The organism is Enterobacter roggenkampii (genome assembly GCF_001729805.1).
Taxonomy (GTDB): domain Bacteria; phylum Pseudomonadota; class Gammaproteobacteria; order Enterobacterales; family Enterobacteriaceae; genus Enterobacter; species Enterobacter roggenkampii.
Genome location: NZ_CP017184.1, coordinates 2,243,557 through 2,258,324, shown reverse-complemented (window position 1 = coordinate 2,258,324; position 14,768 = coordinate 2,243,557). Strand labels below are relative to the sequence as shown.

At 56.7% G+C, this 14,768-nt stretch carries 16 protein-coding genes and 1 pseudogene; 6 read left to right on the top strand and 11 right to left on the bottom strand.

Annotation, left to right across the window (positions count from 1 at the left end):
* Positions 1 to 38 precede the first annotated feature (38 nt).
* Positions 39 to 917, top strand: a complete 879-nt coding sequence (gene ptrR, locus BFV67_RS10580; protein ID WP_069598282.1) for a putrescine utilization regulator PtrR — start codon at positions 39 to 41, stop codon at positions 915 to 917.
* On the opposite strand, the gene BFV67_RS10575 is transcribed toward ptrR, so the two are convergent.
* The 3 genes from BFV67_RS10575 to BFV67_RS10565 form a co-directional block, all read right to left on the bottom strand.
* A complete protein-coding gene (locus BFV67_RS10575) occupies positions 871 to 1,353 on the bottom strand; it encodes a GNAT family N-acetyltransferase (protein WP_023292427.1) in 483 nt (160 codons plus the stop codon). The genes ptrR and BFV67_RS10575 overlap by 47 nt on opposite strands.
* A gap of 92 nt (positions 1,354 to 1,445) precedes the next feature.
* Positions 1,446 to 2,237, bottom strand: coding sequence for a PhzF family phenazine biosynthesis protein (locus BFV67_RS10570; RefSeq protein WP_025911140.1), 792 nt, complete (start codon positions 2,235 to 2,237; stop codon positions 1,446 to 1,448).
* A 27-nt stretch (positions 2,238 to 2,264) separates the two neighbouring features.
* A complete protein-coding gene (locus tag BFV67_RS10565; RefSeq protein ID WP_025911142.1) occupies positions 2,265 to 3,053 on the bottom strand; it encodes a PhzF family phenazine biosynthesis protein in 789 nt (262 codons plus the stop codon).
* A 177-nt stretch (positions 3,054 to 3,230) separates the two neighbouring features.
* Here BFV67_RS10565 and BFV67_RS10560 point away from each other — a divergent pair, with 177 nt between their 5' ends.
* The gene (locus BFV67_RS10560; protein WP_008503194.1) at positions 3,231 to 4,427 is read left to right on the top strand and encodes a sugar transporter; all 1,197 of its coding nucleotides are present in this window, start codon (positions 3,231 to 3,233) and stop codon (positions 4,425 to 4,427) included.
* Positions 4,428 to 4,506: 79 nt separating this feature from the next.
* On the opposite strand, the gene BFV67_RS10555 is transcribed toward BFV67_RS10560, so the two are convergent.
* Together BFV67_RS10555 and BFV67_RS10550 are read right to left on the bottom strand one after the other, a co-directional pair.
* Entirely contained in the window at positions 4,507 to 5,349 is an 843-nt protein-coding gene (locus BFV67_RS10555) for a lysozyme inhibitor LprI family protein (RefSeq protein ID WP_069598281.1), read from the bottom strand.
* A 178-nt stretch (positions 5,350 to 5,527) separates the two neighbouring features.
* On the bottom strand, positions 5,528 to 6,193 hold the full coding sequence (locus BFV67_RS10550) for a MarC family NAAT transporter (RefSeq protein ID WP_008502235.1): 666 nt from the start codon (positions 6,191 to 6,193) through the stop codon (positions 5,528 to 5,530).
* Between the two features lie 255 nt (positions 6,194 to 6,448).
* Between BFV67_RS10550 and marR the strand changes: the two genes are divergently transcribed.
* The 3 genes from marR to marB are packed head-to-tail and all read left to right on the top strand — an operon-like array spanning position 6,449 to position 7,537.
* Positions 6,449 to 6,883, top strand: a complete 435-nt coding sequence (gene marR / locus BFV67_RS10545; RefSeq protein WP_008502236.1) for a multiple antibiotic resistance transcriptional regulator MarR — start codon at positions 6,449 to 6,451, stop codon at positions 6,881 to 6,883.
* Between the two features lie 21 nt (positions 6,884 to 6,904).
* Positions 6,905 to 7,285, top strand: a complete 381-nt coding sequence (marA, locus tag BFV67_RS10540) for an MDR efflux pump AcrAB transcriptional activator MarA (RefSeq protein WP_008502237.1) — start codon at positions 6,905 to 6,907, stop codon at positions 7,283 to 7,285.
* Positions 7,286 to 7,318: 33 nt separating this feature from the next.
* Positions 7,319 to 7,537 (top strand): multiple antibiotic resistance protein MarB, encoded by a 219-nt coding sequence (gene marB / locus BFV67_RS10535; RefSeq protein WP_008502238.1) that lies wholly within the window; start codon positions 7,319 to 7,321, stop codon positions 7,535 to 7,537.
* Positions 7,538 to 7,569: 32 nt separating this feature from the next.
* On the opposite strand, the gene eamA is transcribed toward marB, so the two are convergent.
* Positions 7,570 to 8,475: an O-acetylserine/cysteine exporter gene (gene eamA / locus BFV67_RS10530; RefSeq protein WP_021242508.1), complete on the bottom strand. Its 906-nt coding sequence runs from the start codon at positions 8,473 to 8,475 to the stop codon at positions 7,570 to 7,572.
* Between the two features lie 194 nt (positions 8,476 to 8,669).
* Here eamA and ydeE point away from each other — a divergent pair.
* Positions 8,670 to 9,862, top strand: a pseudogene (gene ydeE, locus BFV67_RS10525) (efflux MFS transporter YdeE).
* Positions 9,863 to 9,911: 49 nt separating this feature from the next.
* Here ydeE and zinT read toward each other — a convergent pair.
* From zinT to urtB, 5 genes are read right to left on the bottom strand one after another with little or no spacing between them, the layout of a single operon-like run.
* Positions 9,912 to 10,553: a metal-binding protein ZinT gene (gene zinT / locus BFV67_RS10520; protein ID WP_008502241.1), complete on the bottom strand. Its 642-nt coding sequence runs from the start codon at positions 10,551 to 10,553 to the stop codon at positions 9,912 to 9,914.
* 52 nt (positions 10,554 to 10,605) lie between these two features.
* Positions 10,606 to 11,304: an urea ABC transporter ATP-binding subunit UrtE gene (gene urtE, locus BFV67_RS10515; protein ID WP_008502242.1), complete on the bottom strand. Its 699-nt coding sequence runs from the start codon at positions 11,302 to 11,304 to the stop codon at positions 10,606 to 10,608.
* Positions 11,305 to 11,313: 9 nt separating this feature from the next.
* Positions 11,314 to 12,111 carry an urea ABC transporter ATP-binding protein UrtD gene (urtD, locus tag BFV67_RS10510; protein ID WP_069598279.1) on the bottom strand — a complete coding sequence of 266 codons (798 nt, stop codon included), beginning with the start codon at positions 12,109 to 12,111 and terminating at the stop codon, positions 11,314 to 11,316.
* Positions 12,111 to 13,184, bottom strand: coding sequence for an urea ABC transporter permease subunit UrtC (gene urtC, locus BFV67_RS10505; protein ID WP_023292434.1), 1,074 nt, complete (start codon positions 13,182 to 13,184; stop codon positions 12,111 to 12,113). The genes urtD and urtC overlap by 1 nt, the downstream gene beginning before the upstream one ends.
* Positions 13,184 to 14,758, bottom strand: a complete 1,575-nt coding sequence (gene urtB, locus BFV67_RS10500; protein WP_069598278.1) for an urea ABC transporter permease subunit UrtB — start codon at positions 14,756 to 14,758, stop codon at positions 13,184 to 13,186. Before urtB ends, urtC begins: the two co-directional genes overlap by 1 nt.
* Between the last annotated feature and the right edge of the window lie 10 nt (positions 14,759 to 14,768).

The window sequence follows — 14,768 nt, the reverse complement described above, 5'->3', positions numbered from 1 at the left end:
AATAATACTAACCACCTTATTCACGAAACGAGAACGCTATGGATTTAACCCAGCTTGAAATGTTTAACGCCGTCGCGCTGACGGGCAGTATCACCCAGGCGGCGCAGAAGGTGCATCGCGTGCCGTCAAACCTGACGACCCGCATCCGCCAGCTGGAAGCCGATCTTGGCGTTGAGCTGTTTATTCGTGAGAACCAGCGTTTACGTTTATCCCCGGCTGGCCATAACTTCCTGCGCTACAGCAAGCAGATCCTCGCCCTGGTGGATGAAGCGCGCATGGTCGTCGCGGGGGATGAGCCGCAGGGGTTATTTGCCCTCGGCGCGCTGGAAAGTACTGCCGCCGTGCGCATTCCTGAAACGCTGGCACTGTTTAACCAGCGCTATCCGCGCATTCAGTTTGCCCTTTCTACCGGGCCGTCCGGGACGATGATTGATGGCGTACTGGAGGGAACCCTGAGCGCCGCCTTTGTCGACGGGCCACTCTCGCACCCGGAGCTGGAAGGAATGCCGGTCTATCGGGAAGAGATGATGCTGGTCACGCCTGCCGGGCAGGCGGAAATCTCACGCGCCGCGCAGGTGAGCGGCAGCGACGTTTATGCCTTTCGCGCCAACTGCTCTTATCGTCGGCACCTGGAGAGCTGGTTTCACGCTGACCGCGCCGCGCCCGGCCGCATTCACGAGATGGAGTCCTATCACGGCATGCTCGCCTGCGTCATTGCGGGCGCGGGCATCGCGCTGATGCCGCGCTCGATGCTGGAGAGTATGCCCGGGCATCATCAGGTTGAAGCCTGGCCGCTGGCAGAAAACTGGCGCTGGCTCACCACCTGGCTGGTGTGGCGACGCGGGGCAATGACCCGCCAGCTGGAGGCCTTTATAGCGCTGCTAAACGAACGTCTTCAACCAGCGCCTTCTCCATAAACAGGCTGAGCGGGTCGTCAACGTACGGGGGAAACGCCGGACGCAAATCGTATCCGCACTGTTCATAAAGACGCACCGCGGCGCGCTGCTTGATGCCCGTCTCCAGCCGTACCGTATGGCAATGACGGCTCAGGGCCTCATCTTCCAGGGCGGCCAATAGCGTCTCCCCAAGGTGCTGCCCACGATGGGCCGGATCGATATAGACCCGCTTCATCTCCCCCGTACCGTCGCCGTTGAGCACGATGGCGCCACAACCAACGGCCTGAAGCTGCTGGTCGCGAATGACCATCAGGATCAGCGACGTTTCCGGCAGCGCAGCCAGATCGATCAGATGATTGCTTTCGGCGGGATAGAGTTCGCTCTGATAGCGGTCCAGCGCCGCGATCAGGCTGAGAATGTCCGGGTGACGTGCAGATTCAGAGGTAATGGAATACATGGCAGGCTCCTTGCTTTTTTTGTGAGGCTAAATGTCAACATAGCGCAGGCCTGCCGGGGTGCTTCATACAATTAACTTATCGTACCGCTCCGTTAGCGCAAAAAGATTTTCCCTTTCAGGTACAGGGTGGCCTGACCGCCAATCAGCACGCGGTCGCCCTTCATTTCGCAGCGCAGATCCCCGCCACGGTGCGCCCCCTGGTGGGCATAAAGTGACGTTTTACCCAGCTTTTCGCTCCAGTAAGGGATCAGCATGCTGTGGGCGGATCCGGTAACCGGATCTTCCGGCACCCCTTCCCCCGGGCAGAAGAAGCGGCTGACGAAGTCATATTTTTCGCCCGGCGCCGTCACGCAGACCATTTTATCCAGCGGGATCATCGCCCCAATATCCGGCGTTAACGCTTCCACCTGCTGCTGGCTCTCCAGCACCACCAGGTAATCACGTCCGACGCGCACCTCTTTTGCCTCTGTGATGCCCAGCGCGCTAAACAGCAGCGCAGGTGGGTTCTCGACCACCTCGGTTGACCACGCGGGGAAGTTCAGCGTCAGCCAGTCGCCGCTGCGTTTCACCGTCAGTTCGCCCACGAAGCGCGTGGTGAAGGTAATTTCAGTGTGCGGATAGTCAAGGTATTCGAAAATAACGTGCGATGCGGCAAGCGTAGCATGGCCGCACAGGTTAATTTCATCGAGCGTGGTAAACCAGCGCAGTTCAAACCCACCGTCGGTGCGTACAAAAAAGGCGGTCTCAGACTGGTTATGCTGCTGCGCCATTTTGAGCAGCGTCTCGTCCGGCAGCCACGCTTCCAGAGGACATACCGCTGCCGCGTTGCCGCCAAAGGTTTTGTCGCTGAAGGCATCCACCAGATAAAAATCAATTTCCTGCATTGTCTCTTCCTCTCTTGTTATGGGTTATTAGCGCAGAAAAACTGTGCCTTTCAGATAAAGTGAAGCCTGTCCGCTCATCAGCACGCGCGAGCCTTTCAGCTCACAGCGCACGTCGCCGCCGCGCGCGGAAAGCTGACGGGCAAGCATGGCTGTTTTCCCCAACCGTTCACCCCAGTATGGGATCAGCATGGTGTGCGCGGAGCCGGTGACCGGGTCTTCCGGAACGGATACCCCGGGGGAGAAAAAGCGGCTGACAAAATCGTATTCCCCCTCACCCCGTGCCGTCACGCTCACCTTATGCTCGCCCGGCGTCATCGCCGAAAAGCGTGGCGCGAGTGCTTCAACCTGCTGGCGATTATCCAGCACGATCAGCCAGGCGCGCCCTTTGCGGGCTGCAACGTAATGACGGATACCGAGCGCCGAGAGCATCTCCGGCGGCGGCGTCTCTTCTTGGCTTGGACATGCCGGGAAGTCCAGCGTCATCCACTCCCCCTCCCGGCTGACCGTCAGGCGGCCAGAGGCGGTATCAAAGTGGATCCGCGAGTCGGGATAATCCAGTTCATTAAACAGAACGTACGCGGCGGCAAGGGTGGCGTGGCCGCAGAGATTGACTTCGGTAAGCGTGGTAAACCAGCGTAGCTCAATGCCTCCTTTAGTGCAGACGAAAAAGGCCGTTTCCGACTGATTATGCTGCTGTGCCATTTTCAGCAAGGTCTCATCGGGTAACCATTCCTTGAGCGGACAAACGGCGGCCGGGTTGCCGCCAAACGTGGTATTGCTGAACGCATCGACCAGATAAAAATCAATCTCCTGCATTGTCTTACCGCCTGTTTTTATTGTGTTGTTCTTTTATATTCAATGAAAACAGCGCTCCCGGCTACCGCTTTCATAAGGTAAATATTGAGATCTGCGTCACATAATGGTTGAGTTTTCGCCATTCAACGTTTTAAGATCGTCTCCTCTTCTTTTCAGCAACGAATCTCCGACATCCCTATGACAACGAACACAGTTTCCCGCAGGGTTGCGTGGCTACGCGTGGTCACGCTGGCCATTGCCGCGTTTATTTTTAACACCACAGAATTTGTGCCGGTTGGGCTGTTGTCTGACATCGCTGACAGTTTCCAGATGGAAACGGCGCAGGTGGGCATTATGTTGACCATTTACGCCTGGGTGGTGGCGCTGATGTCCCTGCCGTTCATGCTGCTGACCAGCCAGATAGAGCGGCGCAGGCTGCTGATCGGTCTGTTTGTCTTGTTCATCGCGAGCCACGTGCTGTCGTTTATGGCGTGGAATTTTACGGTGCTGGTCATCAGCCGCGTCGGTATCGCCTTTGCCCATGCGGTGTTCTGGTCGATCACCGCGTCGCTGGCGATTCGCCTGGCACCGGCGGGTAAACGCGCGCAGGCGCTAAGCCTGATTGCTACCGGTACCGCATTGGCGATGGTGCTGGGCCTGCCGATTGGCCGCATCGTGGGGCAATACTTCGGCTGGCGTACCACCTTCTTCGCCATCGGCATGGGCGCGCTGGTGACGCTGGTGTGTCTGATTAAGCTGCTGCCCGCGCTGCCGAGCGAACATTCCGGCTCGCTGAAAAGCCTGCCGCTGCTGATGCGTCGCCCTGCGCTGCTGAGCATCTACCTGCTGACCGCCATTGTGGTAACGGCCCATTACACGGCGTACAGCTACATTGAACCGTTTGTGCAGGTGGTGGCGGGCTTTAGCGCCAACTTTGCCACCGTCTTACTGCTGATCCTCGGCGGCGCGGGGATTATTGGCAGCGTGCTGTTCGGCAAGCTGGGTAACCGGCACGCCTCCTCGCTGGTGAGCAGCGCTATAGGCCTGCTGCTGGCCTGTCTGCTGTTGCTGATGCCCGCCGCGGGCAGTGAAAGCCATCTGGCGATCCTCAGCCTGTTCTGGGGCGTGGCGATCATGATTATTGGCCTGGGCATGCAGGTGAAGGTGCTGGCCCTGGCGCCGGATGCGACGGACGTCGCCATGTCGCTGTTCTCGGGAATTTTCAATCTGGGGATTGGCGCGGGTGCGCTGGTGGGAAACCAGGTCATCCTGCACGTGTCGATGTCGGCGATTGGCTATCTGGGTGCCATTCCGGCGCTGATGGCGCTGATCTGGTCCGTGCTTATCTTCCGTAAGTGGCCGGTGGCGCTGGAGGAACAGGGGCAGCACGGGTGAGGTTTGTTTGTGCCGGGTGGCGGCTACGCCTTACCCGGCCTACAAGATCAGCAGGTCGGATTGACCCACAGCATTTGCATTAATACTGTCGTTCTTCATCTCCACCCAGATAGATAAATCTTTCAAAGGTTCTTTCAGACTGGCACTGATAGATCTTGATTCTTGTCTCAACAGGCGTGGCAGTAGAAGACGCATCACTGATCTTCCCGCATCTTTTAGCCTTCTCGTTAATCCAGAGATTCTGTTCTTTTTTCATAGAGGCTCTGACAGACTCTGGAAGCGATTTCCAGAGATTATTTAACTGACCATCGTTTTCTGAATAGGCAAATATGGCATTGTTTAATTTGTTATCGAGATCGGCTTTCTCAAGTTCGGATTTATTCATTGCCAGCATAGTCATAGCGGCCAGCGACTGAGAAATATAATCCCTACCAGAATATTCATAGGATGCAGAAATATCTTTGCCATTGTCTGCCAGAGATAATAAATAAACAAACTTCTCCCATTGAACACTATTGTTAAGCACCTTGCCGCCCCCTTGATTTATCCCACCTAACTTCTGAGGATAGGATGCAATAAACCCAAGAATTTCCGTTGGCATGGTGAGGGTCACCTTAGCGGTACAACTGCGGTTTGAATCATTTTTATCAAACGGTGTCGTTGTGACATTTTCCAACTGAATAGTTATTTGCTGTGCTTTTTCCAGGTAAGATTTAAGCGGTTTTCCATAAAATTGCGAAGGCGTTGCCAGATACATTTCCTGCAATTTACTCATTGCATCATCTCTGATTTTAGATTGCATAGCAGCAATGGCATCCTCACGACCACATTTAAATTCGGGCGCAGAATCGAACAAACCGGCAGTGGCATTAAATGAAAACAGCAACGTACTCAGTACGAGAAAACAGTGTTTTGCACGCATGACAATATCCTTAAGTGAAATGAGTGCAGTACATTACTTTAAGAGCTAACAAGCAACAAGCTTGGTGGTGCTTATTTGACCCAGATTAAATTAAAAAGTTATTTTTTCAGAATTGATTTATATTCATCTAATAAATGTTTTATATGCCGGGTAAGCGCAGCGCCACCCGGCAATGAACTTAATGATAGGTCTTAATAATCTCCAGCACGCCGTTAATAATAAACTGCACGCCCATACAGACCAGTAAGAAGCCCATCAGGCGGGAAATCGCCTCGATACCGCCCTTGCCTACCCAGCGCATGATGGCGCCGGAGCTGCGCAGCGATGCCCACACGATAATCCCGATAATCGCAAAAATCAGCGGCGGTGCCACCGTCAGCACCCAGTCCGGGAAGGTTGCGCTGTCACGCACCGTCGACGCGGAGCTGATGATCATCGCGATGGTCCCCGGCCCCGCCGTGCTCGGCATGGCAATCGGCACGAAGGCGATATTCGCGCTCGGTTCGGTTTCCAGCTCTTCCGATTTGCTGGTCGCTTCCGGCGATTCATGCGCTTTTTGCGCCGGGAACAGCATGCGGAAACCGATAAAGGCCACGATCAGCCCCCCGGCGATGCGCAGGCCGGGGATGGAAATCCCGAAGGTATTCATCACCAGTTGCCCGGCGTAGTAAGCCACCATCATGATGGCAAACACATACACCGAGGCCATCATCGACTGATGATTGCGCTCGGCGCTGTTCATGTTCCCTGCCAGCCCGAGGAAAAGCGCCACCGTCGTTAACGGGTTAGCCAACGGCAGCAAGACCACCAGCCCAAGGCTGATTGCTTTAATCAAATCCAACATAGTGCGTTGTCGTCCTTATCCATATTTAACACAGCAATTATAGGGGGAAAGTGTGACATTCAGCCATGGGCGCAACGTAACGATTATTTTCCTTCTGAAAAGATAACAGGAAGTTATCCCTATGATTTGAAACACCTTAAAAAAAGTTCATGAAACGTTTTAGCAATTCGTGGCATCGGCTGATTCATTCAGTTGACTTATACTTGCCTGAGCAATAATATCTGCCGTGACTAATTACTTGCCAGGGCAACCATTGTGAAAAGCACCAGTGATATCTTTAACGACGTTGTTCCGCTGGGTCGTCTTATTCATATGGTCAATCAGAAAAAAGATCGCCTGCTCAATGACTATCTGTCACCGCTGGATATCACCGCAACACAGTTCAAAGTGCTGTGTTCCATTCGCTGCGAAGTGTGTATCACGCCGGTTGAGCTGAAAAAGGTGCTCTCTGTCGATCTGGGTGCGTTAACCCGCATGCTCGATCGTCTCGTCTGCAAAGGATGGATAGAACGAAGCCCTAACCCGAATGACAAACGCGGCGTACTGGTGAAGCTGACCAGCGATGGCGCGGCCATGTGCGAGCAATGTCATCAATTAGTAGGACAAACACTGCATCAGGAACTAACAAAAAACTTAACGGCAGATGAAGTGGCAACCCTTGAGCTTTTGCTGAAGAAAATCCTGCCGTAAACAGAAAAAAGAGGTATGACGATGTCCAGACGCAATACTGACGCTATCACCATTCATAGCATTTTGGACTGGATCGAGGATAACCTGGAATCGCCGCTCTCCCTTGAAAAAGTGTCAGAGCGTTCGGGTTACTCCAAATGGCACCTGCAACGGATGTTCAAAAAAGAGACCGGCCATTCATTAGGTCAATATATTCGCAGCCGCAAGCTGACGGAGATTGCCCAGAAACTGAAAGAAAGCAATGAGCCGATCCTTTATCTGGCGGAGCGTTACGGTTTTGAATCGCAACAAACCCTGACGCGTACGTTCAAGAACTATTTTGACGTGCCGCCTCATAAGTACCGAATCACCAGCGTGCCGGGCGAATCCCGATACCTGTATCCGTTAAAACACTGTAGTTAATCATCGCCTGTCACAGACGTAACCGAGGAAATCATGAAAGTTATCGCCTCCGCCGCCCTCGCCTTGCTGGTGCTGTTCTCCAGCCAGACCTTCGCGGAGCAAACCCCTCGTGCAACGCAGCAAAATAATCCGGATACGATGATTTTGCCGTCCGCACATGACCAGTCGCCCTATGATTTCAACCACATGGGTGCTGGTAGCGACAAATCCGACGAATTAGGCGTGCCTTATTATAATCAGCACGGCTTCTGATTCGTTTTTGCCCCGCAGACGCGGGGCTTTTTTTATGCCTTTTCGCTTACCCGCGTCGTCCGACGAACCCGCAGACCAAACACGTTAATGTACAGCCCGGCCATGATCAGCACGGCACCCAACAGCTGCAGCGCGCTTAGCGTTTCATCCAGCAATATCGCCGCACTGGCAAGCCCTACCACCGGCACCAGCAGAGATAACGGCGCGACGCGCCAGGTCTCATAACGCCCCAGCAGCGATCCCCAGATCCCGTAGCCCACAATGGTGGCGACAAAGGCCAGATAGACGAGAGACAGGATCGTGGTCATATCGATGTCGACCAGACTGTTCAGCATCACCGCCGGACCGTCCAGAATACTCGACGCCAGCAGAAACGGGATAACCGGGATCAGTGCGCTCCACACCACCAGCGACATCACCGCCGGGCGCGCCTCGTGCTGCATGATCAGCTTGTTGAAGATATTCCCGCAGGCCCAGCTCAGCCCCGCCGCCAGCGTCAACATAAACCCGAGCAGCGCCACGTGCTGACCATTCAGGCTGGCCTCGATCAGCACCAGTACGCCAAACACCGCCAGCGTGATCCCCGCCAGCTGTTTGCCCTGCAGGCGCTCGCCAAAGACAAACGCCCCGAGAATAATGGTAAAGAACGCCTGCGCCTGTAACACCAGCGAGGCCAGACCGGCCGGCATACCGAACTTGATGGCGCAAAAGAGAAACGCGAACTGGCCAAAGCTAATGGTCAAACCGTAGCCCAGCAGCAGTTTAAAGGGGATCTTTGGACGCGCAACAAAGAAGATGGCCGGGAAAGCGACCAGCATAAAACGTAAGCCGGCCAGCATCAGCGGCGGCATGTTGTGCAGCCCCAGCTTAATGACCACAAAATTGAGCCCCCATACTACGACCACCAGCAACGCCAGCAGCCCGTCTTTCCGCGTCATATCCCGCCCCTGAATTATTAATAATTTGTTAACACTTCAAGGTAACAGAAAAAAGTGCGTCACGAGAAGATCATTATTTCTGGCAGGCAGCTGAAGCACTTAGGGATAAATCGGGTGCTATACAAGCCCCTTATGTCATGGTAATCCTGTTAACACACATCGAATAAAAGCATAAGCAACTGTCGGGCAGGAATATGAAACCATCTCTCAGGCGCTCAACCGCAGCGCTGCTGGCATCGTCATTGTTATTAACCATCGGTCGGGGGCAACGCTGCCGTTTATGACCATTTATCTCACGCGCGTCTACAGCATGAGCGTCGAGAATATCGGTTATGCCCTGACGATTGCGCTGACCATTGGCGTGGTGTTCAGCCTGGGATTTGGCATTCTTGCCGATAAGTTTGATAAAAAACGCTACATGCTGATCGCCATCGTAGCCTTTATCGCCGGATTTGTGGCGATCCCGCTGGTCAATAACGTCACGCTGGTGGTGCTGTTCTTTGCGCTGATCAACTGCGCCTACTCCGTCTTTTCGACGGTGCTGAAAGCCTGGTTCTCCGACGTGCTCACCTCCAGCCAGAAGGCGCGGGTCTTCTCGCTGAACTACAGCTTCCTGAACATTGGCTGGACGGTCGGCCCGCCGATTGGCACCCTGCTGGTGATGTACAGCCTGCAGCTGCCGTTCTGGCTGGCAGCCTTCTGTGCCGCCCTGCCGCTGGGCTTTATCCACTTCTTTGTGCAGAAAAGCGTGGCGTTAGATACCGCCGAGGAGAAGACGCCGTGGCAGCCGTCGGTCTTGCTGAAAGACCGCGCGCTGTTCTGGTACACGCTCTCTGGCCTGCTGGCGTCCTACGTAGGCGGGTCGTTCGCGAGCTGTATTTCGCAATACGTTCTCGCTGCACATGCGGACAGCGATTTCGCCGAAAAGGTGGTCGCCGTGGTGCTGCCCGTCAACGCCGCCGTGGTGGTAACGCTGCAATATGCGCTGGGCCGTAAGATCTCAGCCAGCAATATCCGCCCGCTGATGTCCCTCGCCACCCTGTTTTTTATCGTGGGGCTGGGCGGCTTTATGCTCTCCGGGGAAAACCTGGTTTACTGGGGCATCGCTGCCGCCATCTTTACGCTGGGTGAGATTATCTATGCCCCGGGTGAATACATGCTGATTGACAACATTGCGCCACCGGGAATGAAGGCGAGCTATTTTTCCGCGCAGGCGCTGGGCTGGCTCGGCGCGGCGGCAAACCCGATGATCACCGGTATCATCCTGACCAACCTGCCGCACTGGTCGCTGTTTGTGATTATGATGGCCGCGATTATTGTGGCGTGGCTGATGATTTTGCGCGGGATGAGCGTGAAGGCATGGTGCGAGTCACCCAAAGCGGCGTAGCAAATGTAGGCCGGGCAAGGCGAAGCCGCCACCCGGCAAAAGCAAAAACCTAGTGGTGCAACATCTCCTCCACCACCTGCTCTTTATACATCTCGTTCGGATAATAGGTCGGCCAGTTATCCATCTCTTTCAGCAGCGCCTCGTGGGAGGTATTGCCCATGAAAATATGGAAGTGCGAAGAGGCCTTCGGTCCGATGGTATGGTCGCTGAACTGGACAAACTTCGGCGCCTTGCTGCTGGCGTCCTTGCACTCAAAGAGATAGCGCACGCCTTTCTTGCCTGACGCGTAGGTCAGAATTTTGTAGCCGCTGTAATCATACTGGCAGCGGCTGACCGCTTTCCCCTGATGGAACTCCATCACGTTATTTTCGATACCGATGGCATCCACGTCCGTCGCATAACCCGTGCGGTAGTAGGCTTTCACCTCATCAAAGGATTTGCTTTTATCCTTCTGCGCTTTCTGCTTAAAGACCGGATCCAGCGAACCATCGAGCAGGAACGGATAGACCGACTGCCAGGTGCCGTCCCAGTCAGACAGCGCTCTGTCCTTCACGTCTTTATCCTCAAACACGCCGTTCGCCGCTTTCTGTTCTGCTTCGGTCATCTGGTGGCCGTGCGAGTGAGCAAACAGCTGGCCGCTGACCAGCAGCGCCCCCAGAGTCATGGCAAATTTCCCAATATGTGCAGCCAAAGTAACGCCCTCATTCCGTTTTATAAGAATGAGGATGTTATATTATAACATTTCAGATCGCAACCAGCCCGCGAACGCCCTCCTGCTCCATATTTTCACCCCGCCCGCGCTGAATAATAGTGCCGCGGGACATCAGCAAATAGCTGTCGGCCAGCTCGGCGGCAAAGTCGTAAAACTGCTCAACAAGCAGGATCGCCATGTCGCCTCTGTTTGCCAGGGTGCGGATCACGTGGCCGATCTCTTTAATGACGGAAGGCTGTATGCCTTCGGTCGGTTCATCCAGGATAAGCAGCCGCGGACGACTCGCCAGCGCGCGACCAATCGCCAGCTGCTGCTGCTGCCCACCCGAGAGATCGCCCCCGCGACGGTGCTTCATCTCTTTGAGCACCGGGAACAGCTGCCAGATCTCCTCCGGCACCTGCTTCGCCTCGCGGGCGGAAAACCGCGATAGCCCCAGCAGGAGGTTCTCCTCCACGGTCAGGCGCGGAAAAATCTCGCGTCCCTGCGGGACATACGCCACGCCAGACTGCACCCGCTGGTGCGGTTTGCTGTGGGTAATCGTTTTCCCCTGCCAGATGACCTCCCCGGTTTTCGCCGGGATCAGCCCCATCAGACACTTCAGCAGCGTGGTTTTCCCCACGCCGTTGCGCCCCAGCAGACAGGTGACTTCGCCGGTGATGGCCTCAAAGCTCACGCCGCGCAGGATATGGCTGCCGCCGTAATACTGATTCAGTTCGTTGACCTGTAGCATTCCCTCTCCTTAACGTCCCAGATAGACCTCAATCACCTGCTCGTTGGCCTGCACCTCACGCAGCGCCCCTTCCGCCAACACCCGCCCCTGATGCAGCACCGTCACGTGGTCGGCAATCGTTTCAACAAAGCCCATATCGTGCTCCACCACCATCAGGGAGTGCTTGCCCGCCAGCGTTTTGAACAGCTCTGCGGTGTATTCCGTTTCCGCGTCGGTCATTCCGGCGGCGGGTTCATCCAGCAGCAGCAGATGCGGGTCCTGCACCAGCAGCATGCCGATCTCCAGGAACTGTTTCTGCCCGTGGGAAAGCAGCCCGGCCCGTCGGTCGCGCTCCGCGCTAAGGCGCAGCAAAACCAGCATCTCGTCAATGCGGTCACGCTGCTCGCCGTTGAGTTTTGCCCGCAGGCTCGCCCAGACGGATTTATCGGTTTTCATGGCGATCTCCAGGTTTTCCCACACCGTCAGCGCTTCAAAGACCGTGGGCTTCTGGAATTTACGCCCGATGCCCTGGCGGGCGATGGCCGCAGGCTCCAGCGCGGTCAGGTCGATGGACTGATCGTAAATCGCCCTGCCGCTCTTTGGCCGCGTTTTGCCGGTGATGACGTCCATCAGCGTGGTTTTACCCGCACCGTTGGGGCCAATCACGCAGCGCAGCTCGCCCACGCCGATATTCAGCGAGAGATCGGTCAGGGCCTGGAATCCATCAAAATTGACGTTAATGGATTCAAGCTGAAGCACCGGGTCAGTCTGGTCCCGGTAGCGATCGCCGGGCAGCTGGCGGGTAAATAATCCTTCCGTTGGCTGCATTATTTCTCTCCCTTACGCAACAGACCGTAGACGCCGCGCGGCAAGAACAGCGTGACGGCGATAAAAATCAGCCCCAGAAACAGCTGCCAGTACTCCGGCATCGCGACGGTGAAGAAACTCTTCGCCCCGTTCACCAGCGCCGCGCCAATCACCGGCCCCACCAGCGTGCCGCGCCCGCCCAGCGCCACCCAGATGGCGGCCTCTATCGAGTTCGTCGGCGACATTTCACCGGGGTTAATAATGCCGACCTGTGGGACGTAAAGCGCCCCCGCCAGACCGCACAGCACGGCAGAAAGCGTCCACACCAGCAGCTTGAACCCGCGCGGATCGTAGCCGCAAAATGTCAGGCGGTTTTCGGCGTCGCGCACGGCGGTCAGGATGCGGCCAAACTTGCTTTTCGCCAGCGCAAACCCGGTGCCCAGGGCCAGAAGCAGCAACAGCACGGTCGCCAGGAACAGCGCGATGCGGGTGGTCGTTTCCGTTACCGAAAACCCGAGCAGCGTGGTAAAACCGGTAAAGCCGTTGTTGCCGCCAAAACCGGTTTCGTTGCGAAAGAACAGCAGCATCCCGGCATAGGTCAGCGCCTGGGTCATAATCGAGAAATAGACCCCTTTGATCTTCGAGCGGAAGGCAAACCAGCCAAACACCAGCGCCAGCAGGCCCGGCACCAGCACAATCAGCACCAGCGCCCAGGCAAAATGCTGGGTGCCCCACCAGAACCAGGGCAGCTCGCTCCAGGAGAGAAACGACATGAACGCGGGAAGACCGTCACCTGACGCCTGGCGCATCAGGTACATGCCCATCGCATAGCCGCCCAGGGCGAAGAAGAGGCCGTGCCCAAGGGACAGCATACCGGCGTAGCCCCACACCAGATCCAGCGCCACCGCCACGATGGCATAGCAGAGGATCTTGCCAATCAGCGTCAGCATCCAGGTCGACAGCGCCAGCGGATGCGTCGCAGGCAGTAAGGCGAAAAACGGCAGTATCAGCAAACACACCACCAGCAGGCTGCCCGCTATCTGCGTGGTGCGTGGCGCTTTGCGCGCCAGCGTTAAGGTCAGCGGCTGGCTCATCAGTCAATCACCCTCCCTTTCAGCGCAAACAGTCCCTGGGGGCGTTTCTGAATAAACAGCACGATCGCCACCAGAATCACGATCTTGCCCAGCACCGCCCCCATCTGGGGTTCAAGGATTTTATTAAAGATCCCCAGACCAAACGCCGCGGCCACGCTGCCTGCCAGCTGGCCTACGCCTCCGAGCACCACCACAAGGAAGGAGTCAATGATATAGCCCTGGCCCAGCTCAGGTCCGACGTTACCGAGCTGCGATAGCGCCACGCCGCCTAACCCCGCAATCCCGGAGCCAAGCCCGAACGCCAGCATATCGACGCGCCCTGTCGGTACCCCACAGCAGGCGGCCATGCTGCGGTTTTGCGTCACCGCCCGCACGTTAAGCCCCAGACGGGTTTTGTTCAGAATGAGCCAGGTAAAGAACAGCACCAGCAGCACGAAGCCCAGCACCACGATGCGGTTCCACGGCAGCGTCAGGTTGGCAAAAACCTGCACCCCGCCGGAGAGCCATGCCGGGTTCGCCACCTCCAGGTTCTGGGCACCAAAGGTCATGCGCACCAGCTGGATAAGCATCAGGCTGATGCCCCACGTCGCCAGCAGCGTTTCCAGCGGACGACCGTACAGATGACGGATCACCGTGCGCTCCAGCGCCATTCCAATGCCCGCCGTCAGGCAGAACGCGACCGGCAGCGCGATAACGGGATAGAGCACCAGCCACTGGGGCGCAAGCCCGGCCATCGCCTGCTGCACCATCCAGGTCGCATATGCCCCCAGCATCAGCATCTCGCCGTGGGCCATATTAATCACGCCCAGCAGGCCGTAGGTGATAGCCAGCCCCAGCGCGGCCAGCAGCAGCACCGACCCAAGGGACAGCCCCATAAACGCCTGGCCCAGCAGGTCGCCCCACATCAGGCGGTGCTGGATCTGGCTAAGACTCTCTTCTGCGGCCGCGCGCACCGCGCTATCCGGCTCCGTCTGTGGCTGGGTAAACGGGGTGAGCCTGGACTGCACGTCCGGATCGTCTGACTGGCCTAACAATTCGACGGCCTTGCGGCGCACTTCCGGCTGCGGGCTGGCCAGCTGGAGATTCGCGACCGCCAGCAGCAGCGCCTGACGCGCCACGGCGTCCGTCTCATCGTTCACACGCTTTTCCAGAAAAGCGAGCATCCCGGGCTGGGCATCGCGCTGCAGCTGACGCGCCGCCGCCCGCCTTTCGGTGACACTGTCACTCACCAGCTGATGCGTGGCGATGGCGGTTGCTGCCAGCACGCGCAGCCGATTCGTCAGGCGCACGGCTTTGGTTGGGCCCTCTGCCGTCTGACTGTCCCCTAGCGGGATGACGTTGCCATCGCGTTGTGCAAAGGCGTGCTTTTGCGTATCGACGTAGAGATTTTCCTTTTGCAGCGCCTCAAGGAGCGGCAGTCTTGACGCATCCGGCGCGGCGGCCCACTGCGTCAACAAATCCGCCTGCTGGCTGCGGCTGGCGGCAACAAAACGATCGGCATCCGATGCCTGCACCATCCCTGGCAGCAGTCCGGAAAGCCATACAAGAGCGATGAACAGGCGCATGGCGTTCATGACGTTTCTC